The following is a 24,889-nucleotide window of genomic DNA, read 5'->3' on the forward strand; positions in this document are numbered from 1 at the left end:
CACACGACCGCATCGCCGGAAGGCCTACGCTTAAGCCGATCGGCGACCTTCCGACGGGTAGAGACACACCGATGACCCCCAACGATCGAGCGATCGTCGGCTTCTCGATGATCGGCCACTCGATGTTTCACCTGTACGAGCTCGCGATCCCGCTGTTCATCGTCTACTGGCTCGTCGCGTTCGACGTCTCCGCAGCAGTGATCGGGTTGCTCGTCGGCGGTGGCCTGGCGATGATCGGTCTCGGTGCGATCGGCAGCGGCGTGCTCGCGGACGAATACGGGTCCAAACGGCTGATGACGGCGTCGATCCTCGGGATGGGTGGGTCGTTCCTGCTCATCGGGCTCGCGCCGCGCATCGAGGTCCTCGCGCTCGCGTTGATCGTCTGGGGGATCGCCTCCAGCCTGTATCACCCCGCTGCGCTGTCGCTTTTGACCCGGGGACCCACCGAACGCGGAACCGCACTGGCGTACCACGGCGCGGCGGGAAACGTCGGGACCGCACTCGGACCGTTCGCGGCGGCGGTGCTGTTGACGGTCGCTCCCTGGAAGTGGGTGGCGATCGCGTTTGCGGCCCCCGCGGTCCTCGCGGCGGCGATCGCGTTCCGATTCGAGTTCGACGAGCGCGCCGGATCCGACGGCGTGAACGGAGACGGCCCCGACGTCGACGAAGAGACCGGAACCGACGTCGACGAAGAGACCGGAACCGACGTCGACGAAGAGACCGGAACCGACGTCGACGAGCGCACGACCCGCGGAGGCATCACCGACCTCCGCGGGTTTCTGGCGCAGTCGAAACACCTCTTCACCGGGGGGTTCCTCGTGGCGTTCGCGATCATGATGGTTCACGGCGTCTACTCACGGGGGATCCTCTCGTTCCTGCCGGAGATCCTCGCCGACCTCCCGCTTTTCGCCCCGGTTCCGCTGGGCGAGCGAACCATCGAGCCGAGCCAATACGTCTTCGCGGGGCTGCTCCTGTTGGGGGCGGGGGGCCAGTACGTCGGCGGCAAACTGACGGATCGAACGCGGACGGTGGTCGCGCTCATCGCGACGTACGTGGTCCTCGTCGGCGCCTCGCTCGCGTTCCTGCCCGCAGCCGAGGCGGGCATCGTACCGATGCTCATCGTCTGCGGTGCCCTCGGGTTCACCATCTACATGACGGCGCCGATCCGACAGGCCCTGTTGGCGGAGTATTCCGACGCCGACGTTCGCGGGCTGTCCTTCGGCTACTTCTACCTCGGGGTCTACGGCGTCGGCGCCGTCGGCGCCTCCCTCGCCGGATTCGTGTTGACCTACGGAACGACCGGGACGTTCTTTCTCGTCTTCGCCGCCGTCGCGGCCCTGGCGGTCGGCCTGGGCGTCCTGCTGATCGTCCGGTACGCCACGGCTGCGCCGACCACGACGGACACGGAAGGCGCGGCAGAGACCGTGAATACGGCAGAGACGAGGGAGACGAGGGAGACGACGACCGATGAGGGTCATTGAAGCGTTCGGATTACAGCCATAATCTTGTAATATATCGGGGGCGGAACGGAACGAAGGCGGCAAGACGTTCACCATCGCCGAATATGGTTCGAGATGACACGCCTCGTACGCGCCGGATGACTCCTTGTTCACCACTACAGAACGGATCACCGATGACAGCTGACGCGGTTGAGATCCTCATCCAAACACGAAGTCGAGTTCGATGACGTTGGCCGTCTCGCGGACGGCCTCGGTGAGTTCGGGCTCACGGTCCGGATCGGTGAACTGACGCGATGGGCCCGACACGCTGACCGATCCGATCACCGTTTCCTCGACGAGAATGGGGGCAGCAAAACAGCGGAGCCCGAGGATGCTCTCCTCGGCGTCGATCGCGATCCCGGTCTCGCGGATCTCCGCGAGTTCCGACTCCAGAGCCTCCCGTGAGGTGATCGTGTGGTCGGTGAACGAGGGAAGCCCGTGCGTCTCGACGATCTCGTCGACGCGGTCCTCGGGGAGATGTGCAAGCAGGGCTTTGCCGGTCGCGGTCGCGTGCATATGCCGGCGCTCGCCGCGGGTCATCGCGCCGTCGGCCGCGCCGCCGGCGTTCGCGGCGTGGACGCAGGTACCCTTGCCGCGTTCCTCGACGACGAGGTTCGCCCGTTCGCCGGTCCGATCGGCCAACTCCTCGACGTGTGACCGGCCGCGTCGATAGACCGGAAAGCCCTGTTGGACGGCCGTCCCGAGGCGCAGGAAGTCGCCGCTCAGCCGGTAGTGGCCGTCCTCCTTCCGGAGATAGCCGATCTCCTGCAGCGTGTGGAGGTGCGTGTACGCCGTGCTCTTCGACAGCGACAGCTCGTCCGCGATCGCGGACGCGCCGGCGCTCTCGAGCCGTTCGATCGCTTCAATGATCTCGAACGCTCGCTCGACGGCACCGATCGTCTTGGTGGTCCCACCCATACGTATGGGACACAGGGCGTGGTCGCAAATACCTTTTCATCGATAGTGAACGACATCCCGGGATCGACGGCGGACGCGGGGGCGCAGGCGTGGCAACGCGGACGTGACTGTGCGGGCGTGCCGACGGTGGTGTGCCGCTGCGGACGGGCTCGTCCGGGGGACGCCACCGAAGAAGATATATCACGGGAGCAAGACCACCGATCGAGATGGGAGAAACCCAATTCGCGTTGCCCGACGTCGGCGAGGGCGTCGCCGAGGGCGAACTCGTCGCCTGGCTCGTCGAGGAGGGCGAGCGCGTCGAGGAGGACCAGCCCGTCGCCGAGGTGGAAACCGACAAGGCGATCGTGGAGATCCCCGCAGCCTACGACGGCGTCGTCACGCAGCTTCACGCCGAGGCAGGCGAGATCGTGCCCGTCGGGGACGTGATCGTTACCTTCGACGTCGACGAGGAGGGATCGACGACCGAGAGCGACACGGAGTCGGCAACGGCCGACGCCGACCGGGGAGGGAACGACGGTGACGCCGCCGGCGATGAAACCGACGCGGCGGTGACCGAGGGCACCGGCACGGTCGACACCCCGACCGATCGCGTGTTCGCCCCGCCGAGCGTTCGCCGATCCGCGCGCGAGGCCGACGTGGACCTGGCGACCGTCCCGGGAAGCGGCCCGGGCAGGCGCATCACCGGCGATGACCTCCGTGCAGCCATCACCGGACGATCGCCACCGGACGGCCAGGACGAGCTGACGGCGTCCGAGGGCGGATCGATGGCGACCCCGGGCGGATCGATGGCGTCCGGAGGCACGCCGACGGATGCCGATGATGGACCGCCGGCGGGCGAGAACGGCCGAACGAGGAGTGACCCGACGGTCGGCGGGAGCGACGGTGTCGGCGCGCGGAACGCCGATCGGGATCGGACGCTCGCGATGCCCGCAACCCGAGAACTCGCTCGGGAGGAGGATATCGACATCGATGCGGTTCCCGCAAGCGAGCGGCGCGACGGCGAGGCGTACGTCACGCCCGAGGACGTGCGCGCATACGTCGCGGGCGAGACCGGCGTCGACGCCAGCGCTTCCGGATCCGGAGTCGACGACGGAACCACCGGATCCGGCCCAGCAGCCGCCGGGGGCGCAAGTTCCGGTACCGAGTCAGAAGCCGGGACTGAAGCGGATACGGAGGGGACCCAGCTGGGTGACCGGATCCCGTATCGGGGCGTCCGCCGGACCATCGGTGAACGGATGGCGACCGCGAAGTACACGGCCCCGCACGTCAGCCATCACGACGAGGTCGACGTCAGCGACCTGGTCGAGACGCGCGAACGCCTCACCGCGTCGACGACCGAGGACGCACCCCGGCTAACCTACCTGCCGTTCGTGATCAAGGCGGTCGTGGCGGGACTGCGTGCACAGCCGATCCTCAACGCGGAGCTGGACGAGGCGGCCGAGGAGATCATCGTTCACGACAGCTACGACATCGGCATCGCGGTCGCGACCGACGCGGGGCTGATGGTGCCCGTCGTCGAGGACGCCGACGAGAAGGGGCTCCTCGAGCTGGCCGCTGAGGTCCGTGATCTCGCCGCCCGGGCCCGGAATCGAACGATCTCGCCCGAGGAGCTGCAGGGGAGCACGTTCACGATCACGAACCTCGGGGCGATCGGCGGCGAACACGCCTCGCCGATCATCAACTACCCGGAGGTGGGGATCCTGGCGCTCGGCGAGATCAAGCGGAAGCCGGCGGTCCACGAGGGCGAGGTGGTTCCCCGGGACCTGTTGACGGTCTCGATGTCGGTCGACCACCGCGTGGTCGATGGCGCCGACGCCGCCCGGTTCACGAACGAGGTTACGCGGTACCTGAACAACCCGGACCTGCTGTTGCTCGAGTAATCATGGTGATGGGAGACGTCACGACCGGAACGGACGTATTGGTTATCGGCGGGGGCCCCGGCGGCTACGTGGCCGCGATCCGCGCCGCACAACGCGACCTCGACGTCACGCTCGTCGAGAAGGACGCCTACGGCGGGACCTGTCTGAACCACGGCTGTATCCCCTCGAAGGCGCTGATCAACGCCGCGGACGTGGCCCACGAGGCGGCACACGCCGAGGGGATGGGTATCCACGCCGATCCGGCGGTCGACGCGGCCGCGTTGACCGACTGGAAGGACGACGTCGTCGACCAGCTTACCGGCGGCGTCGAGAAGCTGTGTAAGGCGAACGGCGTGACCCTCATCGAGGGGACCGCCGCGTTCTCCGGCGAACACACCGCCCGAATCGCCCACGGCGGCGACGGCCAGGGGATGGAGTCCGTCGAGTTCGAGCACGCGATCGTGGCGACGGGGAGCCGGCCGATCGAGATCCCGAACTTCCCGTTCGCCGAGGAGGCCGTGTGGTCCTCGCGGGACGCGCTGGCCGCCGACACCGTCCCCGACCGGCTCGTGGTCGTGGGCGCCGGCTACATCGGCATGGAGCTCTCGACGACGTTCGCCAAGCTCGGCGCCGACGTCACCGTGGTCGAGATGCTCGACGACGTGCTCCCGATCTACGAGGACGACGTGAAACGCGTCGTCCGGTCGCGCGCCGAGGAGTTGGGGATCGACTTCTCCTTCGGCGAGGGCGCCAGCGACCGGCGCGAGACCGACGACGGGGACGGAGACGGGGACGGGATCGAGATCGTCACCGAGACCGAGGACGGCGAGGAGTCGGTCTATGGGGCCGACCGCGTGCTGGTCGCGGTCGGTCGCGAGCCGGTCACGGACACGCTCGAACTGGACGCAGCCGGCCTGGAGCCCGACGAAAACGGGGTCCTCAAGACCGACGCGCAGGGCCGGACCGACCTCGACCACGTCTTCGCGGTCGGCGACGTCGCGGGCGACCCGATGCTCGCCCACGCCGCCAGCCACGAGGGCATCGTCGCCGCCGAAACCATCGCGGGCGAACCGGCCGCTCTCGACGCGCAGGCGATCCCGAGCGCGGTGTTCACCGATCCGGAGATCGGGACGGTGGGACTTACCGAGGCCGAGGCCGCCGAGGACGGGTTCGACCCGGTCGTCGGCGAGATGCCGCTTCGTGCGAGCGGGCGCGCGCTCACGATGGACGAGACCGACGGCTTCGTCCGGATCGTCGCCGACGAGCCGAGCGGCTACGTCCTGGGCGGGCAGGTCGTCGCCCCCGAGGCGTCGGAACTGATCGCGGAGATCGGCCTCGCGATCGAGATGGGCGCGACCCTCGAGGACGTCGCGACGACCGTTCACACCCATCCGACGCTGTCGGAAGCCGTGATGGAGGCCGCAGAAAACGCCCTCGGGCAGGCGATACACACCCTCAATCGGTGAGACGACCGTCCCCACGACGGATCCGCGGACGCCGGGTCACGCCATCCGACCACCGGAACACATATTACATCCCTGTTCGAGGGTGATCGTATCGTATGAACGAACGGCCACGTCCGGGACCCTCGGGATCCGTCGACGTCGAGGGCGTCTCACAGGGCGATCTCGACGTCGGGACCCACCGGGTGGTGGACGCCGATGGATCGGTGGTCTCCCCCGAGGCGGTTCCCGACCTCGACGACGACTGGTTCCGCGAGTTGTACCGGTGGATGGTGTTGCAACGGACCTTCGACGAGCGCGCGACGAAGCTCCAGCGGCGGGGGATGCTCGGGACGTATGCCTCGGGGCAGGGCCAGGAGGCGAGCATCATCGGCAGCGCGTTCGCGTTGGTCGACGAGGACTGGATCTTCCCGTACGGGCGGGAGGCCGGAGCCCTGTTGATGCACGGCCTCTCGATGCGGGACCTCCTGTTGTACTGGCGCGGCGTCGAGGACGCCTCGCGGATGGAGGGCGCGAACGTCTTCGGGTTCGCGATCTCGATCGGCTCACACATCCCGGTCGCGACCGGGAAGGCCTGGGGACAGAAGCTCGACGACGAGGACGCGGTCTCGTTCGTCAACCTCGGCGACGGGGCGACCTCGACCGGCGCGTTCCACGAGGGAATCAACTTCGCGGGCGTGCTCGGGGTCCCGGCGGTGTTTTTCACCCAGAACAACCAGTACGCGATCTCGATGCCCTTCGAGGAGCAGACTGCCGCCGACACCGTCGCCCAGAAGGCGCTCGCCTACGGAATGGACGGGATCCGGGTCGACGGCAACGACGTCCTCGCGGTCTACAACGCGGTCGCGACGGCCCGCGAACGGGCGCTTGCCGGCGAGCCGATGCTCGTGGAGGCGGTGACGTATCGCCGCGCCGCCCACACCACGAGCGACGATCCGACGCGGTATCGAGAGGACGAGGAGGTCGAGGCGTGGGAACGGCGGGACCCCCTCGAGCGCTACCGGTCGTTCCTCGAGAAGCGTGGGCTGCTCGAGGCCGTCGACGAGGAGGCGATCCGCGAGGAGGTGAACGAGCTGTTCGACGAGGCGGTCGCGGCGGCGGACGACTACCCGGAGCGGGACCCCGAGGAGCTGTTCGAGTGGCTGTATGCGGACCTTCCGCCGGAGCTCGAGCGACAGCGCGATGCGTTCCTCGACCTGCTCGAACGGCGACCGGAGCTGTACGAGTACATCGAGCACCGGCCCAAGGGGTGATCCAATGAAGGCAACCATCATCGAAGCGATAAACGACGCATTACACGAGGAGATGGCCAGCGACGACCGGACCGTGGTCTTCGGCGAGGACGTCGCCGAGTCCGGCGGCGTGTTCCGGGCGACCGAGGGGCTCCTCGAGGAGTTCGGCGGGGACCGCGTCCTCGATACGCCGCTGTCGGAGATCGCGATCGTCGGCGGCGCGATCGGGTTGGCCGCGCACGGCTACCGGCCGGTCGCGGAGATCCAGTTCTCGGGGTTCCTCCCGCCGGCGTTCGACCAGCTCGTGACGAACGCGAGCCGGCTCCGGTGGCGGACCCGCGGGGAGATCACCGCGCCGATGACGGTGCGGACCCCCTACGGCGCCGGCGTCCGCGCGCTCGAGCACCACTCGGAGAGCCTGGAGGCGTCCTACGGTCATCTTCCGGGGCTGAAGGTGGCGATCCCGAGCACGCCGGCCGACGCCAAGGGGATGTTGACGAGCGCGATCCGCGACCCCGATCCGGTGTTGTTCATGGAGCCGAAACACGTCTACCGATCGTTCCGCGAGGAGGTTCCCGAAGGGGAACACACGACCCCGCTGGGAGAGGCCGCGGTTCGCCGAGAAGGGTCCGACGTGACCGTGATCGCGTGGGGTGCGATGATGCACAACACGCAGGAGGCACTCGCGGACCTGCCGGACGTCGACGCCGAGCTGATCGATCTCCGATCGATCTCCCCGCTGGACCGCGAGACCGTGGTGACGTCCGTCAAAAAGACCGGCCGCTGTGTGATCGTCCACGAGGCCGCCAAAAGCGGCGGCTTCGCCGGCGAGCTGATCGCGACGATCAACGACGAGGCGCTCGCGTACCTCGAGGCGCCGGTGCGTCGGGTGACCGGGTTCGACACGCCGGTTCCGCTGCTGTCGATGGAGGACTACTACATCCCGCACCCGCCCCGCATCGAGGAAGCGATCGTCGAGACGGTCGAGTACTGACCGGGGGCGGTAGCGCCGTCGACCGCCATTCGGGCCGACTCGGGGCTCCCGATCCGGAGCTTCCGATCTGGGACACCCGACCCGGGTCTTCCGATCTGGGACACCCGACCCGGGGCTCCCGACCCGGACTCTCCCGTCGACGCGGGGCCCTCCGCGGAACCGGTCGATCCGGCCGGCGGATCATCGATATCGTTCGTGTTAGTTATCGAAAGTTACTTAATAACCGATTCGGATTGTATGAGTCGAATGTTACCGATGAACGCGTTAACAGGGAGTGCACCGCTCATCGTCGACACGATCCTGAACCCGATCGTCGTGTTGGCGATCGGGATCGGGTTGGTCGTACTGTTCATGATGCGGTTGGAGTTACCGGCGTTCCTGGCGCTGATCCTCGCGACCTTCGGCGTCGGGTTGATCTCGCCGAGCGTACCGGTAGCCGATATTCCCAGCTCGGCAGCGAATACGTTCGGGTCGATCCTCGGGGCCGTCGGGATCCCGATCCTGATGGCCGCGTTGATCGGCAAGTGTCTGATAGAGAGCGGGGCCGCCGACCGGATCGTTCGCGGCTTCCACTCGACGATCGGCGAGGGACGCGAGGACGTGACGTTGCTCGGCAGCAGCTTCGTGTTGTCGATCCCGGTGTTCTTCGACACCGTGTTCTACCTGCTGGCCCCGATCGCCAGGGCGATGCGGGCACGAACCGGCGAGAAGATGGGGCTGTACACCACGGCGATCATCGGCGGCGCGTTCGCCGCCCACGCGCTGATCCCGCCGACTCCCGGGCCGATCGCGGTCGCCGGCGAGTTCGACATCGACCTCGGGATCGTCATCATCGCGGGGCTCCTGATCGGGTTCCCGACCTCGATCATCGGGGGGCTCATCTACGGTCGGTGGATCGACGCCCGGATGGACGTCCCGCTGCGGGAGGCGCTCGGCACCACCGTGGAGGACCTCAACGAGACGATGGAGCGGTCGACCGCCGAGCTGCCGGGCTTCCTCGAGGCGATGGCGCCCATCGTGCTCGCGGTGATCCTCGTGGCAGCGAACACGATCGCGACGAACCTCCTGCCGGAGGGGGCATCGATCCTGACCGTCACCGGATTCCTCGGCGACGCGAACATCGCGCTGACGGTGGCCGCCCTCGCCGCCATCGGCACGTTCTACCGGTTCCAGGAGGGCGATCTCGAGGTGTTCAACGACGAGCTGGTGACCGCCCTGAAGGACGGCGGAAACATCATCGCGATCACCGCGGCCGGCGGCGCCTTCGGGGCGATGCTCGGTTCGGCCGGCGTGGGCGACTTCCTCGTGAACGTGATGCAGAATCTCGGGTTCGGCGCGCTCGTGACCGGCTGGCTCATCGCCGCCGTGTTGATCGTCTCGACGGGATCGCTGACCGTGGCCATGATCACGGGTGCGACGATCATGTCCTCGTTCCTCGACCAGCTGGCGGTCCACCCGGTCTACCTGCTGTTGGCGATCGGCACCGGCGCGATGTTCTTCGCCTGGCACAACTCCAGCCCGTTCTGGATCATCAACGAGATCGGCGGGCTCGAACAGGACGAGACGCTCCGGACGTTCTCGTTCGTCGGGCTCGTGATGTCGGTCACCGGTCTGATACTCACCCTGATCGTCTCGACCGTGGTCCCGATGGCCTGATCAGCGATCCGCCGGCTTTCCTCCGACAGTCGAGTCGTATAAGTACCACCATCGCGTGAAATGACCACACATGGACATCGAGTTTCTGGACGACACCTCGCTGTCGGAGTCGCAGATCGCCACGAGCGATCAGAGCCTGGAGGACCACAGCAGCGACTGGGGAACGATGCCCGGCGAGGAGCATCCACCCGACGTCGTGGTGTGGCCGGAATCGACCGAGGACGTCTCGAGCGTCCTCGCGGCGGCGAACGATCGTGGGATCCCGGTGACGCCGTACGCCGCCGGAACCAGCCTGGAGGGACACGCCGTTCCGGTCGAGGGCGGGATCAGCATGAACATGACGCGGATGGACGACGTCCTGGACGTCCGGCCGGACGACTTCCAGATCGACGTCCAGCCCGGCATTCTGGGGTCGGTCGTCGACGAGACCGTGGCCGAACACGGGTTGTTCTTCCCGCCGTTGCCCTCCTCCGGAAAGATCTCCACGATCGGCGGAATGATCGCGAACGACGCAAGCGGGATGCAGACGGTCAAATACGGCGAGATCCACGACTGGGTGCTTCGGCTCGAAGCCGTGCTCGCTGACGGAACGGTGATCGAGACCGGAAGCCGGGCGAGCAAGACCTCCGCGGGGTACAACCTGATGGACCTGCTCGTCGGCAGCGAGGGAACGTTGGCGGTCGTCACCGAGGCGACCCTCGAGCTCGCCGGGATCCCCGAGCAGATATGGGGCGGGCGAGTCGTCTTCCCGAACCGAACCGAGGCGTCCGCGGCGATCGCCGACGCGGTTCGGTCGGGCGTCGACGTCGCCAAGATCGAGCTGATCGACGAGCTGAGCGCGGCGATGGCCAACCGCTATCTCGACGCCGACTTGCCGGACGTCCCGATGGCGTTCGTCGAGTTCCACGCGAACCACCACGTCGAGTCGGAGATCGAGTTCTTCCGGTCGATACTCGCGGGTTACGAGGTGGAGGACGTCCAGATCGCCGAGTCAGGGCCCGAGATGGAGCGGCTCTGGGAGGTGCGTGAGGAGATGGCCTCGGCGCTGAAACAGTACGACCCCGACCTGACGATGCTCACCTCCGGCGACGTCACCGTCCCGATCAGCAAATACGCCGAGCTGATCGACCACATCTCCACCCTCGAGGCGGAACACGACCTCGAGATTCCCTGTTTCGGCCACGCGGGCGACGGAAACATCCACTACACCGTGATGGTCCGCCGTGACGACCCGGACCATCGCGCACTCGGCGAGCGCGTCGACGCCGAGATCGTCCACCACGCGATCGAACTCGGCGGCACCTGCACCGGCGAGCACGGCGTGGGACGCGGAAAGACGGCGTACCTCCCCGAGGAGTTCAATCAGGCGACCGTCGACACGATGGGACGGATCAAGGAGACGATGGACCCGAACGGGATCCTGAACCCCGGGAAGCTGTTCTGAGGCGGCATAGAGCGAGGTGGAGTCGTGAACGATCGCCGGCAGGCGTGTCGATCGCGATAGTGATGGCACAACGTTTAACATACGTCCCGGACTGAGAGACAGTATGAGTGGGAGAGTCACCCGATTCGAGCAGTCAGCGACGCAAGGGCCAACGACGGTCGATCGGATCCACGCAGACGAGTTCGACGACGCGCTCGCGGACGTGCTCGAGGGGCCGGCGGTCGGTGCGCCACTCCCGTTCGAAGGCGTCTCGCTCCCGCAGGACGTCACGAGGAACCCGACGCCGCGGGAGTTACGGAACGCACGGATCGGTGTCACACCGGTCGGCCCCGCCGTTGCGGATCTCGGAAGCGTGGTGGTACGTTCGGGAGCCGAGGGGGCAGAGCAGATCAGCCTCTACCCGGACACGCACGTCGCGGTGCTGGCCGCAAGCGACATCCAGCCCACGATCGCGGACGCGATCACCGAAATCGGCGCACGCGTTGCCTCCGGGCTGACGAGTGCGGTACTTGCAACCGGACCGAGCGGGACCGGCGACATGGGATCGGTGGTGTACGGCGCACACGGACCCAGCTCGGTCCACGTGATCGTGCTGGAGGACCGATGAGCGACGCCGAGCAGTCGACGGGGGCGACGCGGGGGCGCTCGAGTTCGCGAGCGGAGAAAGCTGCCCGGATCCGGGAGCTGCTGGCGACCGAGGGCGAACAGATCCACGGCAACGTCAGCGTGTTCAACGAGGGCCGGTATCGGCGGTACGCCGAACTCGACGAGACGGAGGAGTATCGCGCCGCGTCTCGGCGGATCAAGGAGGAGTCGATCGATCGGCTGCCGGAACTGATCGAGGAGGTGACCGCGACGGTGGAAGCCAACGGCGGCGTCGTCCATCTGGCCGAGGACGCGTCCGAGGCGAACCGGATCCTCAACGAGATCGTCGCTGACGCCGGCGCCGAGACGGTCGTCAAGGGGAAATCGATGACGACCGAAGAGATCGAGATGAACGAGGCGCTGGCGGACGCCGGGGTCGATACTTACGAGACCGATCTCGCCGAATACGTCCTGCAGCTCGCGGACGAATCGCCCAGCCACATCGCGTCCCCGGCGATCCACAAATCGAAGGCGGAGATCGCCGACCTCTTCGAGGAGACGTTCGACCCCGAGGCGCCGCTCGAAACGGCCGAGGAGCTGACGGCGTTCGCGAGCGACCAGTTGGCCGATCGGATCGCGGAGGCGGACGTCGGGATCACCGGCGCGAACTTCATCACTGCCGATACCGGAACCCTTGCGCTGGTGACGAACGAGGGGAACGCACGCAAGTGCATCGTGACGCCGGACACGCACGTCGCCGTGGCGGGCGTCGAAAAGCTGGTCCCGTCGATGGAGGACCTCTCGCCGTTCTTCAACCTCATCGGTGCCGCGGGCGCCGGACAGGACGTAACCGCCTATCTCTCGCTGTTCACGCCGCCGGTGGAGACGCCTGCGATCGATTTCGAGCATCCCGACGTTGAGGGGTTTGGCGAGGCAACCGACCGGGAGTTCCACCTCGTCCTCCTGGATAACGGCCGGATGGCGATGCGGGAGGACGAGGATCTCCGCGAAACGCTGTACTGCGTCCGGTGTGGCGCGTGCGCGAACTCGTGTGCGAACTTCCAAGAGGTCGGCGGACACGCCTTCGGCGGGGAGACCTACAGCGGCGGGATCGCGACCGGCTGGGAGGCGGGGGTCCACGGAATGGACAGCGCCGCCGAGTTCAACGACCTCTGTACCGGCTGCTCGCGGTGTGTAGACGCCTGCCCGGTCAACATCGACATCCCGTGGATCAACACCGTCGTCAGGGATCGGCTCAACGAGGGTGCGGACCCATCGACGTTCGACCATCTCGTCGACGGTCTCAGCCCCGATTCGGAGTCGTCGGGGATCGGCCTCGGCAAGCGGCTCTTCGGCAACTTCGAAACGCTCGCAACGGTGGGGAGCCGGACGGCGCCGGTCTCGAACCTGGTGGCGAGCTCGTCGATCGCCCGCAGGGTCCTCGAACGTGTCGCCGGCGTCGATCGGCGGCGTGAGCTGCCCCAGTTCGCACGGTCGACGTTCTCGACGTGGTTCAACGCGCGTGAGGACGTGACGATCGAGAACCCGACACGCCGGGTTGCGCTGTATCCGGATGTGTACACCGAATATATCGATCCCGAGCGCGGGAAGTCGACAGTCCGGGTCCTCGAGGCACTCGGCGTCGACGTGATGGTCCCCGATGTGGGTGGCAGCGGACGAGCACCGCTCTCACAGGGAATGGTGACGACGGCTTCTGAGAGTGCCGAGGCGGTCGCGGAGGCACTAACGGAGCCGATCGCGGCCGACCGGGACGTCGTCGTTATCGAGCCGAGCGACCTCGCGATGTTCAAACGGGAGTATGAACGGCTGCTCCCCGAGGAATCGTTCGAACGACTCGCCGGGAACAGTTACGAGGTCCTCGAGTACGTCTACGGTCTGCTCGAACACGGCGCGGACCGGGACGCGATCGCGGGCCCGGAAACGGCTGTCACCGATTCATCGAATGGCGAGAGGGCGATCGCCTACCACAGCCACTGCCAGCAGCGAACCCTCGATCTGGAGCCGTACACGGTCGCGGTGCTGGAAGCAGTTGGATACGATGTCGTCACCTCCGATGTAGAGTGTTGCGGGATGGCCGGGAGTTTCGGCTACAAATCGGAGTACTACGAGCTGAGCGTTGCGGTTGGCGATCGGCTTCGCGACCAGTTTACGACCGACGATCGCGACGAGAGAATCGTCGTCGCGAGCGGTACGTCCTGTGGCGATCAACTCGACTCGCTGCTCGATCGGGACTCGAAACATCCGATTCAGCTGCTCGATCCCGTCCAGCAGTAGGCCGGAACGGGACGGGTCACGTTCGACCGATCGCCGTGAGAATTATAAGTAAATTTAAGATATATTTATAATGATCTACTTAGACATACGGATATGGATTCGAACGATAGCGGGCGAACAGCGCGTTCGCCGTCGCTCAGCCGGCGTCAATCACTGAAGAAGATCGCGGTTCTTGGAGCGGCGACCAGCACGCCGCTGCTTGCAGGCTGTACCGGAAACGGTGGAAATGGAAGTGGTAACGGCGGAAACGGTGGTAACGGCGGATCCGATGGAACCGAAAGCGGCTCTCAAGACGGTTCGAGTGGCGGATCAAACGAGGAACTCGACATCACGCTTGCAAGCACCTACGAGGAAGGACACATCAACGTGCAAGCAGCGAAGATGTTCCGGGACCGGATCGAGGACGAATCGGACGGGGCGATCACGGTGGAAGTCGCGTCGGGAGGTTCCTACGGATCCGAGGCCGAAATAACCGACCTCGCGAGCCAAAACGTCGTCGGAATGCATTCGGGCGCCGGGGTTCCCTTCTCGATGTATGCTCCTGAATACTACATCATCGACATGCCGTTCGTGATGGAGGACGCCGACCACCTCTTCGAGGTCGTCGAAAGCGAGAAGTTCGCGCCAGCATACGACCTCCTGATCGAGGAAGGCAACCAGCGACAGCTCGGTGGGCGGTTCTATCGAGGACAGCGCTACTTCACAGCGAACGAGTCGGTGTCACACCCGGACGACGTTCAGGGTATGCAGTTCCGATCGCCGCCGCTTGAACCGTGGGTCCAGATCTGGAGCGAGATCGGGGTCGAACCGACCTCGGTCGCGCTCGACGAGCTGTTCAGCGCGCTCCAACAGGGCGTCGTTGATGCAGCGGAGGGAGACATCGAACAGATCCACTCGTTCAATTATCCGGAGGTACAAGACTATCTCTCGGCGACCAGACACGCGCCGTTCTCAGGGGCGATGTATATGAACGAAAGCCTCTACCAGAGTCTCTCGGAGTCGCACCAGACGTTGGTGAATGAGGTTGCAGCCGAAGTCGCCGAGGAGGCCAACGAAATGGGAATGCAGCGGGAACAGGAACTGATCGACGATCTCGTCGATCAGGGGATGACGCTCGTCGAGGACGTCGACAGGCAGGCGTTCCGCGACCGGGCACGGCCGGCGGTGAACGCCCTGTTCGAGGACCGGTGGGCAGGGACCTGGGAGGAGTGGCGAAACGTCTGAGCGGTGCGCAAACCGGCGTCGATCACGTCCTCGTTACGACGACGGCCGCGATGGTGCTCCGCGTTTCGATCCCGAGAGGTGTCGGGAATTCACCCAGAACATATATATGGTTGATGTGCGGATCGTCTCTATGGAGATCGATCAGTCCCTCGGTATCAAACGACAGACGACGTTCGATACGATCGTCCTCGTCGGTACCGTTGGGATGTTCGCAACGCTGATCGTCCTGGCGAGTTCACAGGTATTAGTTCGAAATCTGAACCTCCCGATCAGTCTCCCGTGGACGGAACCAACGTCCCGTTATCTGCTCATCGTGGCGACGTATTTCGGGGCTGCAGTCGCCTCACGAAACGACGAACACGTGCGGATGTCGTACTTGCTCGAGAAGCTCGAACGACGAGCTCCGCGTGTGACGCGATGGGTCGACGTGATCAACACGACGGTCGTCGTAGCATTCGTCGGATTCATAGCGTACGGAACGCTGCTCTCGATGTCCGCCAACTGGAACTCGGACATCGGCGGGATCGGATTTCTCACCTCGGGCTACGTCTATCTGGGAATCGCGCTCGGTTTGGGGAGTATGCTCGTCTACGAGCTGCTGGGCCTGCGGACGGCCGTCGATCGAATCCGCACCGCCAATCCCGACCAGGAGGGGTGAAGGATGGAGCTTGCGATCATCGGACTGTTGTTCCTCGGAACGCTCCTCGTGCTGTACGGACTGGGCGTGCCGGTCGCGGTCGCGATGGGGGTTACCGTCATCACCGTGATGGCGTCACCGTACGGACCGTCGTTCAACTACACGCTGATCAGCAATCAGCTGCTGTTCGGGTTGAACTCGTTCACGCTGCTTGCCATCCCGTTTTATTTGCTTCTCGGGCGGTTGATGAACCGAAGCGGCTTCACCGAGGACATCTTCGAGTTCGCCAACTCGGTAGTCGGCTCGGTTCGGGGCGGAATCGGGTACGTGAACGTACTCGCATCGCTCATCTTCTCAGGTATGTCCGGGCTTGCGCTGGCCGACGCCGCCGGATTGGGTCGCGTCGAATACTCCGTGATGCGTGAGTACGATTACGACAAGGACGTCGCACTCGGGATCACGGGCGGATCGGCGATCATCGGGCCGATCATTCCGCCGAGCGTCCCGATCATCATATACGGGGTGCTGGCCGGCGAATCGATAAACGCACTGTTCCTCGCGGGAATCATCCCGGGATTCCTGCTTGCGGTCACGCTGCTGCTCTCGGTCGCGATTGTCACCCGGATCAGGGGATACGGGGCGACGGGGACGTTCGATCCAAGACGGGTGCTCGAAACGTTCGGAACGGCGGCGATCGCCCTCGTCATTCCGGTGCTCATCATCGGCGGGATTCTGTCCGGACTCTTCACCGCTACGGAGGCCGGAGCGATTACCGTCGTGTATATCACTATCTCCGGGATGGTGTTCGGAGATCTCACCATCAGCAAGATCGTCGCCGAAACGCGTGATGCAGCGGTCGAAACGTTCTCTCTCACGTTCATCATTGCGATCGCCGCCGCGTATGGCCTCGTCGCACTTGAGCTCCGATTGCCGATGATGCTCGTCGACGCGATCACCGGGGTGACGACCGATCCGACCTATATGCTGCTATTGTTAGTGGCGTTGTTCCTCGTGGTGGGGACGTTTATGGAGACCGTCGCCGCAATAACTGTCCTCGTTCCGGTGTTGGTTCCGGTGATCGACATCGCCGGCATCGACCCGATCCACTTCGGAATCGTAATGGTACTCACGCTGATGATCGGCCTACTGACCCCGCCACTGGGAATCATCCTGTTCGTGCTGGAGCAGGTGACCGATGCCTCACTCGAAGAGGTGATGCGTGCGATCGTCCCGTACTACGTCCCGTTGCTGATCGTGCTCCTCATCATCGTCTTCGTACCCGAAACCACGACCTACATCCCGTACGAATTCCTGTGAGAGGAGGATCCGTTTCACCCAGGGAGCTTCTCACATGAAGTCCGCAATGCCGGACTGCTTGTTCGTGTCGTCCTCGAAGACGGACTCAAGCGACCGTTCGAGCACCTCGAGACGCTGTTTGGTGTAGGGGCGGCAGTCGAACCGGTCGGCGACGGCGATCGCGGTGTCCATATACTTGTTCACCGAGCCCTCGTGCACGGTGAGGTTCACCCGGCCGCCACACTCGCGACACTCACCCGACAGCGGCATCCGGCGGTACTTCTCGCCGCAGTCGAGACACCGCGTCTCCTGTCTGGAGAACGCCCGAAGGTTGCCGATCAGGTCCGGCAGGAAGTGGTACTCGATGACGCGCTCGGCGACGTCGGTCTCGTCGACCGCCCGGAGCTTCCGGGCGAGCTCGAGCTGGGCGTCCATCTTGTTCATCATCGACCCGAGCGTCTTGTACGCCGATAGATCCGGCCCGAGCGCGATGTCCGAGGTGTCGTGGGTGTGGTCGAATCCGCGGTACTGGTCGGGCGTCCCCAGGGTGTCCTCGCCGATCCGGATCGCGTCCTCGACGTCGTCGGGGTCAGCCATCTCCAGGGTCGCCTCGTAGAACTCGCGGGGATACTGCCGGACGATGTCCATGTTGTGCGCCTCGTCGTCGATCTCCGAGGGGTCGATCCGCGAGGACATCACGAGGGGGGCGTCCATACTTCCCCCCCGTTTGTCAGGGAGAAATGACTTCGAGAAGTTTAACAGCCCATCCATTAGTAACATTACACAATCCTCGTCGCCGTCGCACTGACCGGAATAAAGTCCGTTAGCCACCAATGAATGTGTTCCACTGACAGTCAGACAATATACATATTCTACATCCGACTTTTCATATGAGATCGACGATATACCGATATATTCGTCATCGATCCCGGCCGAGACGTCGATCGCGGTGGCGCCACCATCGGCCCGGACGGAGCCGGATCGATCCGATCCAGGTCGATCGGTGACGGATCGATCCGAGCCGGTCGAGGCTCCGGCCGGCGCCGGGATCTCGTCGTCGGTCGTCAACTCGGACGCGGGCACGCGCTCGATCTCGGGGACGTCATCCGTTTCGGCCTCGGAATCGACGCCCGATCCGGCCGCAGGATCGGCTCCCGGCCCGGCCGCCGTCGAACGACGGAGCATCGTGTGATCGGGGGTGACGCGGAGCATCCGTCCGTCAGTGGTTTCGATCCGAACCAGATGGTCGGGGGCGGGATGTCTCGAGACCGCCTCGACCGGCCGCACGGTCCGGGTGCCGTCGTCGTCGATCGAGGGGACGTACACGGGGTCGGCGAGCTCCTGGACGAGCGCGCCGACGGCGTCCTCGTCGGCGGTTTCCGGGTCGAGACGCTCCTCGACGAGCGCCTCGATGGTGTCACGGTGCCAGCCGCCATCCCCGTCCCCGCCCTCGTCCGCGAACGCGACCGTGGTCTCCGGGTGGAAACAGTTCCGGCGCTTGGCCGCGTGGAAGTACGGGTGCGCGTACCCCACCGCCGCCGAGGTGAAGCCGATCACGCGACCCACGGTCGCGGCGCTCGTGTGCGGCGCCATCCCGAAGACGAGCTCGCCGACGAGGTCGTCACGCTCGGTGATCTCGTAGAAGCGCGGCAGGTCGTAGAACTGCTCGAGGAGGTCGTCGACGAAGTCGGCCGTCTTCATCATATGCTCGGCGGCGCCGTCGGAGAGGACGACATCCTGCACCTTCAGCTCGACGAGCTGGTCGTCGTGTCGGAGAGGTTCGCCGTCGATGTCCGTCTCGTAGCCGAGCTCCCGGAAGTGGCCGACGGTCACGTCGAGCTCGGCGGGCCGGACGGCAGTCACCGGCAGGTCGGTCATATCGTACCGGACCGTCCCGTCCTTGAACGCGGTCACGCCGTTCTTCGCCCGCAGAACACCCTTCTCGATCGGCTCGGGGGTCTTGTTCGTGGAGGTGAGTCCTTTGACCCCCTTCAGGATCTCGAAGGCGGCCTCCCGCTCGCCGACCGACTCCAGCGCCGACCGGTAGGCGTCGTTCAGGTCGATCTCCCGGCGGGAGACGGCCGTTACCTCCCGGTCACACCGCGGACATTCGACGCGGCCCGCCTCGTCGGGCTCGCATTCGGTCCCGCACTCGCGACACTCGTAGTAGGGCTCGGTGTGGGACCCACAGTCCGGACAGTCGTTGTGAAAGGTGTGCGTGCCGCAGGCGGGGCACTTGCGATCGGCGACGTCGAGCTCGATGACGCCCCGACGCCCCGAATCGTCCATTCCGCCGGCGGCATCGGCGACGTTGCGCTGTGACCCGCCGGCCTCCCCGATCGGGAACAGCGTGTGGACGGCCGGCGAGAGGTCGCGGCTCTCGGACTTCTCCGGACGGCCCATCCGGTTGCCGATCCGGGTCGGCGCGCGCTCGCGCACCGCGAAGGGCGCGACCTCGGTGACGGCCCGCACCGCGTTCTCGCCGTCCGCCCAGTTCCGGGCCGTCGCCGACAGTTCCTCCCAGGTGAGCCGAAGTCCGTCGTCGACCCCGAGCGAGCGCGCGAACGGTCGCCACTCGGGGATCCGCAGCGAATCCGGCGTTCGGGAGTGCTCGACGAGCAGGGTCTCGAGCGCCGCCGTCGTCGCCTCGGTGCGCTCGATCGTCAGGACGCCCTCGACGACCTCGCCGTCGGCGACCGCGGTCGCGAGGGTCTCGAACCGATCGACCGGCAGATCGTGCCAGAGATAGGTGTACGCGGGATGCAGCGGACAGTCGTAGTCGGTCGCCCACGCGAGCGCCTCCTCGACGGTCGGGTGCTCGAGCTCGACGTGGGGATCGTCCGACAGCGCCTGAACGTCGGCACCCGACGCCTCGAAGTCCTGGATCCACCACTCGTACACGTAGGAGGCCGGCGCGAGGGGGTGGTTGTTCTCGATGAACTCCCCGACGTTCACGAGGTACTCGCCCAGATCGAGCACCTTCTCGACGCCGTTGCGGACCGCGAGCGCCTCCTCGACGTCGTCGATCCGGCGGACGTCGCCGTTCGCGAGCCGGACGGTCGGCCCCTCGATCGTGTCCACCGGGACGACGCCGGCCGCCTTGCCCGGGCGCTCGGTCTTGATCTGCGTGCCGGTCGCGAGGAAGTCGTCGACGAGGTGCATCGTCGCCGGATGGACCCCAGCGGTCGCGAACCCGTGATTCCGGGAGCGGCCGTATCGAAGCCGGAATCCGCCGGCCTCCGAGGGGTGTGAGAAGACCGGCCGCCCCGCGATCAGGTCGCGCAGGTACTTGGTGGCCGAATCGACGCGTTTGGGCCCGGCGTCGACGGCATCCGTATCTGAATCGTCCACGACGTCGGCGTCAACCGCTCCATCGGCGGGGGCGGCGGCGTCCGCTTCGGCATCCGCGTCCGCCTCGGCATCCGCGTCCGCCTCGGCATCCCCGGCGTCGGCGGTGGAAGCGTCCGGGTCGTCACCATCATCGGCGTCCGCGTCGCTCGCGCCTCCACCGTCACCCTTCCCGATCGTCCCGTCGATCAGGTCCTGGAGCCAGGGCCAGTCGACCGCCTCGAGATCGCGGGTGTATCGCTGGATCTTCGGGGCCTTCAGCGCGATCCCCTCCGCCAGAACGAGACACATCCCGCCGCGCGAAGAGTTCGTGTCCACGCGTTCGAGGTCCCGAAAGCCCGAGACCTCCTCGTCGCCGGTGGCCTCCCCGTCGAGCATAATCGGCATGTTCCGGGCGATGAACTTCGTTTCCGTGTCCTTCGGGGAGTACTGGAGGCCGGTCTCGGAGTCGTAGAGGGCGACTTCCTCGGCGTAGCGTTCGACCTCGTCGTCCCGGGGCTTGAACTCGTCTATCCCGAGCAGCGACCGGGCGTAGTCGGCCACGAGCACCGACAGCGCCTGCGCGGTCCCACCCGCCGACCGGATCGGGCCGGCGTAGTAGACGTTGACGAACTCGGTTCCGTCGTCGTTCTCGAGCAGCTCGACCCGGTCGATCCCCTCGATCGGCGCAGCGACGACGCCCTCGGTCAGCAGCGCGACGGCGGTCCGAACCGCTCCCTCGATCTTCCCCTCTCGGGAGTCGTAATCGCCGACGGTCCCCTCGACGAAGTCGGTGACGAGCTCGAGGGCCGCCTCCTCACGGGACATCTCGCCCTCGAGCTCGCGGACGCGCTCGGCGACGCCGTCGATCCCGAGGATGTTCTCGACGCGGTCGGCCATGTCGCGGGCGACGGGGATCTCGATCTCCGGCTTCGGGTCCTTCCCCCGTTCCTTGGCCGCCTCCGCCACCTCGAAGGCCTCGTCCAGCTGGTCCTCGATCCGCGCGAAGTAGCGCTCGTCGTCGGGACGCATCTCCGTCTCCGTCATCGCGACCGGCCCTCCGTCCTCACAGCCACAGATCGAGGTCGGTGGCGGCGTCGTGTTCGCGAACCAACGGCTCCGCGAAGGTGCGAAGATACACCTCGCCGGCGAAGACGGTGGCCGAATCGAGGTGCCCCGCGAGCGCCTGCCCGCTCTCCCGGGAGAATACCGCGTGCGTGTGTGCGAAGACGTCGTCGTCGAGCCGCGCGACGTTGCCCACACAGGCGGCGACCTCGAGCGGCTCGTCGAAGGTGACCGACCGGTACTCGGTGTCGTCCTGGTCGTAGAACCAGATCTCCGCGTCCTGGACCGCGCCCATCGCGTTGAACCAGCCCGCCTCGGCGTCGACCTCACGGGCCAGGTCCTCGATCTCCGCCCGCCAGTCGGCGCCCGTCTCCAGCCGTGCGAGGTACTCCCCCGTCGACTCGACCGCTCGGTAGTGCATACGCGTCGATGAGGCGGGTGACGAGGAAAAACCTTCGCCGTCGCGGTTCCGTCGCGTTACGGTAGAGGATGAGGCGATCGACTTGAGTGTCTATGGCCAAAGTACTGAGCAGAGGGGTTTGAGGCGTATGCATCGAGGCCGACGGTCTTAATTTCCCCGAACCATATTATATATCGCACTATATAGTTTATACCCCCTCCAGCGGTGCGACGACTGGCCCTACTGCTCGAATTGTCCGGGTGACCGGCGCCTGAAGAGGCGAATATGCGTTCGCACTATGGCTCGACGTACACGACGATCCGTATCGCGACATGTGAGAGCCGAATCACGAGAGGCGGACCAAGAGAACCCTGGATTCCGCGTAGTCCGTCCCGGTTGCGTTCATCTCCGCCACGAAGATCGATCTACGAGAGTCGATCGGACCCACGACACCGAGAGACGAATCCGTCCGTCCGCAAACGATTCGAAGTCGTATTTCGGCCGGGTTCAAGCGGGTTACCGAGCGATCGAAGCGATATCAGGACCGTGACTCTATAAATTTCATAATGCGATATTGAATGTCGCATCGGGCGTTGAAACGAACTCGATCGGGAGATCCTCCGCCAGAGGCCATAGGTGGGAGATCTACACACCGGAGACGAGCCGAAGTGAACTCACAAGTCGGATGGAACGCCTCGGGATCGCCGCGGAGACATCCGTCACCACGTACAGTTCCTGCGATAGGGGAACGGGAACGGCGACCGCCGATCCCTAACCAGTTGCGGACAGGCGTGTACTCCCCTGGGTCAACCCGATCGGACGGCCAAACGGACTCACACGGTTCGCATCACCGGGCGCGACGATCGGTTTCAAGACGCTGCCGGACGGACCGGGAGGTGTGAGCGAGGACACGGAACGATCGGGGGAGGGAACCGACTATGGTGAGGCGATCCTGACCGCCGACGGGGTCGAGTTCGGCGAGCGCGACGCCGCCCTCCTGCGGGCGATCGACCGGACCGGGTCGGTCGCGACCGCAAGCGCCGAGCTCGAGCGGTCTCGGGCGCGCGCACTCACGCGGATCGAGACGCTCGAGGAGGCCTTCGGAACCCTCGTGGAACGGACGCGGGGCGGCAGCGGCGGCGGCGGGAGTCGGCTGACCGCGGCGGCCGAGACGCTGTTGACCCGGTATGACCGGCTCCAGGCCGCGCTGACCGCGGCGGCGCGGGTCCCCGAAACGGTCCTCGAGGGGACGGTGACCGACGTCGACGGGGAACTGGCGACGGCGGAGACGTCGGTCGGCGAGGTGCGGGCGCTGCGGGGCCGGGAGGCGATTGGGGACGGAGACGCGGTGCAGCTCCGGATCGGTGCGGACGCGGCCACGTTGTCGGCGGCCGGCGAGGCGTCGGGCCCGGATTCGACGAGCGCCAGAAACCGGGTGCAGGGAACGGTGACCGGCGTCGACCGGGGGGAGACGGTTCGAACCGTGACGGTCGACATCGACGGGACGGCAGTCATCGCGCTCGTGACCGCCGAGAGCGCGTCGCGGCTGTCGCTGGCCGCGGGCCGGAACGTGGTCGTGACCTGGAAGGCGACCGCGACGCGGATGGTTCCGGTGGAATCGTCGAGGGAGCGATGAAACGCAGCGGAAGGGACGGCGACGGTGGTCGCTAGACCCAGAGTAGCTGCGCGTGGCGCGTCCCGTCGAACTCGAGGACGGCGTCCTCGTCGACGAGGCCGGCCTCGAGGGCGACGCCGACGGCCGTCTCGCCGACGATGTTCGCGATCTGTGCGCGCTGGAGGCCGGCGACGACCTCCTCGCGGGTCGCCTCGACCGCGTCGGGGCCGCCGTAGAACTCCTCGGTGACCGCGAGCGTGGCCGCCTCGTTCTCGAAGGTCTTGCCCAGACAGTCGGGGTCACAGACGGAGACGAGGACGCCCTTTTGTGTGTCCCGCTCGCGCAGGAGCATCTACCGGCCTCCGCGCTCCGAGTCGAAGCCGTCGGACCCGTCCCCGGAGTCGCCGTCGACACCGTCTCCAGCGTTTCCGCCGAGGACGTCGTCGAGTCCGCCGCCGAGGCCGCCGCCGGCGTTTCCGTCAAGGCCTGAGCCGCGACCGCCGCCGCGTCCGGGGTCGGTCCCTCGGGCGCCGCCGGCGGCCCCTCCCGACTCGCGATCGGTTACCGGCCCGCCACCGCCGTGCTCCTCGACGAGCTCGCGTTCGCGTTCCTGTCGGAGCTGTTCGGCCTCCTCGGCGACCTCCTCGGCCTCATCGTGCTCGCCGGTTTCCTCGAGCGCGCGGGCCTTCTCCTCGAGGACGTCGGCGTTCCGGTGGCCGAGGCGGATCGCGTTGTTGAACGCGGTGACGGCGTCCTCGGCGAGGCCGCGCTCGAGCAGGAAGAACCCGCGGTTGTACCAGGCCTGGGCGAACCGTGGGTCGATCTCGACGGCGCGTTCGGCGTGTTCGAGCGCCTCCTCGTGGCGTCCGAACTCCCAGAGCGCGTACGCGAGGTTCGTCTCCGCGGTCGCGGCGTGTTCGGAGTCGTCGTCGATCCGGAGCGCCTCCTCATAGGCCCCGATCGCCTCGTCGTACTCCTCGAGCTCGGCGTGTGCGACCCCCTTGTTCACCCAGGCCTCCTGGGCATCCAGGGAGTCCTCCGAGGCGTACATCGCTGCACGCTCGAAGGTGCCCGTCGCCTCCTCGAAGCGGTTGATCCCCATGTACGAGAGGCCGACGTCGAGCAGCTGTTCGACGTCGACCTGGTCGTCCGCGATGTTCCGGCGGTCGAGCGCGTCCGTGATGACGCGCGTATCGACCGGGTCCACGGCTGACGGGTCGGCGTTCAGCTCCGGCGGGTCGAGGGTGAACTCCTCGTAGTCCTCCTCGAGCCCCTGCCCGGCCGAGAACTCGTGGTCGTGATCGTCCGGCTCGTCGGTCATATGGCGCGATTTGGAGGTCGCGGCGGGTAAGGGTTACGTCACGGGGGATCCACGGCCAC

At 66.2% G+C, this 24,889-nt stretch carries 18 protein-coding genes; 13 read left to right on the plus strand and 5 right to left on the minus strand.

Features of this window, described 5'->3' with window-relative positions; all coding sequences use genetic code 11:
* Positions 1–71 precede the first annotated feature (71 nt).
* Positions 72–1,481, plus strand: coding sequence for an MFS transporter (locus BLW38_RS08095; protein ID WP_092816741.1), 1,410 nt, complete (start codon positions 72–74; stop codon positions 1,479–1,481).
* A gap of 177 nt (positions 1,482–1,658) precedes the next feature.
* Here BLW38_RS08095 and BLW38_RS08100 read toward each other — a convergent pair whose 3' ends face one another.
* On the minus strand, positions 1,659–2,417 hold the full coding sequence (locus BLW38_RS08100; RefSeq protein ID WP_092816742.1) for an IclR family transcriptional regulator: 759 nt from the start codon (positions 2,415–2,417) through the stop codon (positions 1,659–1,661).
* A gap of 206 nt (positions 2,418–2,623) precedes the next feature.
* On the opposite strand from BLW38_RS08100, the gene BLW38_RS08105 reads away from it, so the two are divergent.
* The 11 genes from BLW38_RS08105 to BLW38_RS08155 all read left to right on the plus strand — a co-directional run bounded on the left by BLW38_RS08105 (position 2,624) and on the right by BLW38_RS08155 (position 17,123).
* Positions 2,624–4,297, plus strand: a complete 1,674-nt coding sequence (locus tag BLW38_RS08105) for a dihydrolipoamide acetyltransferase family protein (protein WP_092816743.1) — start codon at positions 2,624–2,626, stop codon at positions 4,295–4,297.
* Positions 4,298–4,299: 2 nt separating this feature from the next.
* Complete coding sequence (gene lpdA, locus BLW38_RS08110; protein ID WP_092816744.1) at positions 4,300–5,742, plus strand: dihydrolipoyl dehydrogenase; 1,443 nt, start codon at positions 4,300–4,302, stop codon at positions 5,740–5,742.
* A gap of 95 nt (positions 5,743–5,837) precedes the next feature.
* Positions 5,838–6,992 (plus strand): pyruvate dehydrogenase (acetyl-transferring) E1 component subunit alpha, encoded by a 1,155-nt coding sequence (gene pdhA / locus BLW38_RS08115; RefSeq protein ID WP_092816745.1) that lies wholly within the window; start codon positions 5,838–5,840, stop codon positions 6,990–6,992.
* Between the two features lie 4 nt (positions 6,993–6,996).
* Complete coding sequence (locus BLW38_RS08120; protein ID WP_092816746.1) at positions 6,997–7,965, plus strand: alpha-ketoacid dehydrogenase subunit beta; 969 nt, start codon at positions 6,997–6,999, stop codon at positions 7,963–7,965.
* A gap of 255 nt (positions 7,966–8,220) precedes the next feature.
* A complete protein-coding gene (locus BLW38_RS08125) occupies positions 8,221–9,621 on the plus strand; it encodes a GntP family permease (RefSeq protein WP_092816861.1) in 1,401 nt (466 codons plus the stop codon).
* Positions 9,622–9,691: 70 nt separating this feature from the next.
* Positions 9,692–11,065 (plus strand): FAD-binding oxidoreductase, encoded by a 1,374-nt coding sequence (locus BLW38_RS08130; RefSeq protein ID WP_092816747.1) that lies wholly within the window; start codon positions 9,692–9,694, stop codon positions 11,063–11,065.
* Between the two features lie 103 nt (positions 11,066–11,168).
* Positions 11,169–11,672, plus strand: a complete 504-nt coding sequence (locus tag BLW38_RS08135; RefSeq protein ID WP_218143041.1) for an LUD domain-containing protein — start codon at positions 11,169–11,171, stop codon at positions 11,670–11,672.
* Positions 11,669–13,945 (plus strand): LUD domain-containing protein, encoded by a 2,277-nt coding sequence (locus tag BLW38_RS08140; protein WP_092816749.1) that lies wholly within the window; start codon positions 11,669–11,671, stop codon positions 13,943–13,945. Before BLW38_RS08135 ends, BLW38_RS08140 begins: the two co-directional genes overlap by 4 nt.
* Positions 13,946–14,038: 93 nt before the next feature.
* Positions 14,039–15,169 carry a TRAP transporter substrate-binding protein gene (locus BLW38_RS08145; RefSeq protein WP_218143042.1) on the plus strand — a complete coding sequence of 377 codons (1,131 nt, stop codon included), beginning with the start codon at positions 14,039–14,041 and terminating at the stop codon, positions 15,167–15,169.
* Between the two features lie 130 nt (positions 15,170–15,299).
* Entirely contained in the window at positions 15,300–15,827 is a 528-nt protein-coding gene (locus tag BLW38_RS08150) for a TRAP transporter small permease (RefSeq protein WP_177167464.1), read from the plus strand.
* 3 nt (positions 15,828–15,830) lie between these two features.
* Positions 15,831–17,123 (plus strand): TRAP transporter large permease, encoded by a 1,293-nt coding sequence (locus BLW38_RS08155; protein ID WP_092816751.1) that lies wholly within the window; start codon positions 15,831–15,833, stop codon positions 17,121–17,123.
* Positions 17,124–17,153: 30 nt separating this feature from the next.
* Here BLW38_RS08155 and BLW38_RS08160 read toward each other — a convergent pair whose 3' ends face one another.
* Positions 17,154–21,461, minus strand: a complete 4,308-nt coding sequence (locus tag BLW38_RS08160) for a DNA-directed DNA polymerase II large subunit (RefSeq protein WP_092816863.1) — start codon at positions 21,459–21,461, stop codon at positions 17,154–17,156.
* Between the two features lie 34 nt (positions 21,462–21,495).
* Positions 21,496–21,915, minus strand: coding sequence for a PPC domain-containing DNA-binding protein (locus BLW38_RS08165; RefSeq protein WP_092816752.1), 420 nt, complete (start codon positions 21,913–21,915; stop codon positions 21,496–21,498).
* 877 nt (positions 21,916–22,792) lie between these two features.
* On the opposite strand from BLW38_RS08165, the gene BLW38_RS08170 reads away from it, so the two are divergent.
* Positions 22,793–23,530, plus strand: a complete 738-nt coding sequence (locus BLW38_RS08170) for a TOBE domain-containing protein (RefSeq protein WP_092816753.1) — start codon at positions 22,793–22,795, stop codon at positions 23,528–23,530.
* A 31-nt stretch (positions 23,531–23,561) separates the two neighbouring features.
* Here the strand turns inward: BLW38_RS08170 and BLW38_RS08175 are convergent, their stop codons facing one another.
* Together BLW38_RS08175 and BLW38_RS08180 are read right to left on the minus strand one after the other, a co-directional pair.
* On the minus strand, positions 23,562–23,861 hold the full coding sequence (locus BLW38_RS08175) for a DUF424 domain-containing protein (RefSeq protein WP_092816754.1): 300 nt from the start codon (positions 23,859–23,861) through the stop codon (positions 23,562–23,564).
* Positions 23,862–24,830, minus strand: coding sequence for a tetratricopeptide repeat protein (locus BLW38_RS08180; RefSeq protein ID WP_092816755.1), 969 nt, complete (start codon positions 24,828–24,830; stop codon positions 23,862–23,864). It abuts the gene before it with no gap.
* Positions 24,831–24,889: the final 59 nt, after the last annotated feature.

It is taken from the genome of Halopenitus malekzadehii (assembly GCF_900108505.1).
Classification (GTDB): Archaea; Halobacteriota; Halobacteria; order Halobacteriales; family Haloferacaceae; genus Halopenitus; species Halopenitus malekzadehii.

Excerpts from the sequence above, each read along its gene's own strand:
- BLW38_RS08095 (WP_092816741.1), top strand. The coding sequence starts at position 72 with ATGACCCCCAACGATCGAGCGATCGTCGGCTTCTCGATGATCGGCCAC.
- BLW38_RS08100 (WP_092816742.1), bottom strand. The coding sequence starts at position 2,417 with ATGGGTGGGACCACCAAGACGATCGGTGCCGTCGAGCGAGCGTTCGAG.
- BLW38_RS08105 (WP_092816743.1), top strand. The coding sequence starts at position 2,624 with ATGGGAGAAACCCAATTCGCGTTGCCCGACGTCGGCGAGGGCGTCGCC.
- lpdA (WP_092816744.1), top strand. The coding sequence starts at position 4,300 with ATGGTGATGGGAGACGTCACGACCGGAACGGACGTATTGGTTATCGGC.
- pdhA (WP_092816745.1), top strand. The coding sequence starts at position 5,838 with ATGAACGAACGGCCACGTCCGGGACCCTCGGGATCCGTCGACGTCGAG.
- BLW38_RS08120 (WP_092816746.1), top strand. The coding sequence starts at position 6,997 with ATGAAGGCAACCATCATCGAAGCGATAAACGACGCATTACACGAGGAG.
- BLW38_RS08125 (WP_092816861.1), top strand. The coding sequence starts at position 8,221 with ATGAACGCGTTAACAGGGAGTGCACCGCTCATCGTCGACACGATCCTG.
- BLW38_RS08130 (WP_092816747.1), top strand. The coding sequence starts at position 9,692 with ATGGACATCGAGTTTCTGGACGACACCTCGCTGTCGGAGTCGCAGATC.
- BLW38_RS08135 (WP_218143041.1), top strand. The coding sequence starts at position 11,169 with ATGAGTGGGAGAGTCACCCGATTCGAGCAGTCAGCGACGCAAGGGCCA.
- BLW38_RS08140 (WP_092816749.1), top strand. The coding sequence starts at position 11,669 with ATGAGCGACGCCGAGCAGTCGACGGGGGCGACGCGGGGGCGCTCGAGT.
- BLW38_RS08145 (WP_218143042.1), top strand. The coding sequence starts at position 14,039 with ATGGATTCGAACGATAGCGGGCGAACAGCGCGTTCGCCGTCGCTCAGC.
- BLW38_RS08150 (WP_177167464.1), top strand. The coding sequence starts at position 15,300 with ATGGAGATCGATCAGTCCCTCGGTATCAAACGACAGACGACGTTCGAT.
- BLW38_RS08155 (WP_092816751.1), top strand. The coding sequence starts at position 15,831 with ATGGAGCTTGCGATCATCGGACTGTTGTTCCTCGGAACGCTCCTCGTG.
- BLW38_RS08160 (WP_092816863.1), bottom strand. The coding sequence starts at position 21,461 with ATGCGTCCCGACGACGAGCGCTACTTCGCGCGGATCGAGGACCAGCTG.
- BLW38_RS08165 (WP_092816752.1), bottom strand. The coding sequence starts at position 21,915 with ATGCACTACCGAGCGGTCGAGTCGACGGGGGAGTACCTCGCACGGCTG.
- BLW38_RS08175 (WP_092816754.1), bottom strand. The coding sequence starts at position 23,861 with ATGCTCCTGCGCGAGCGGGACACACAAAAGGGCGTCCTCGTCTCCGTC.
- BLW38_RS08180 (WP_092816755.1), bottom strand. The coding sequence starts at position 24,830 with ATGACCGACGAGCCGGACGATCACGACCACGAGTTCTCGGCCGGGCAG.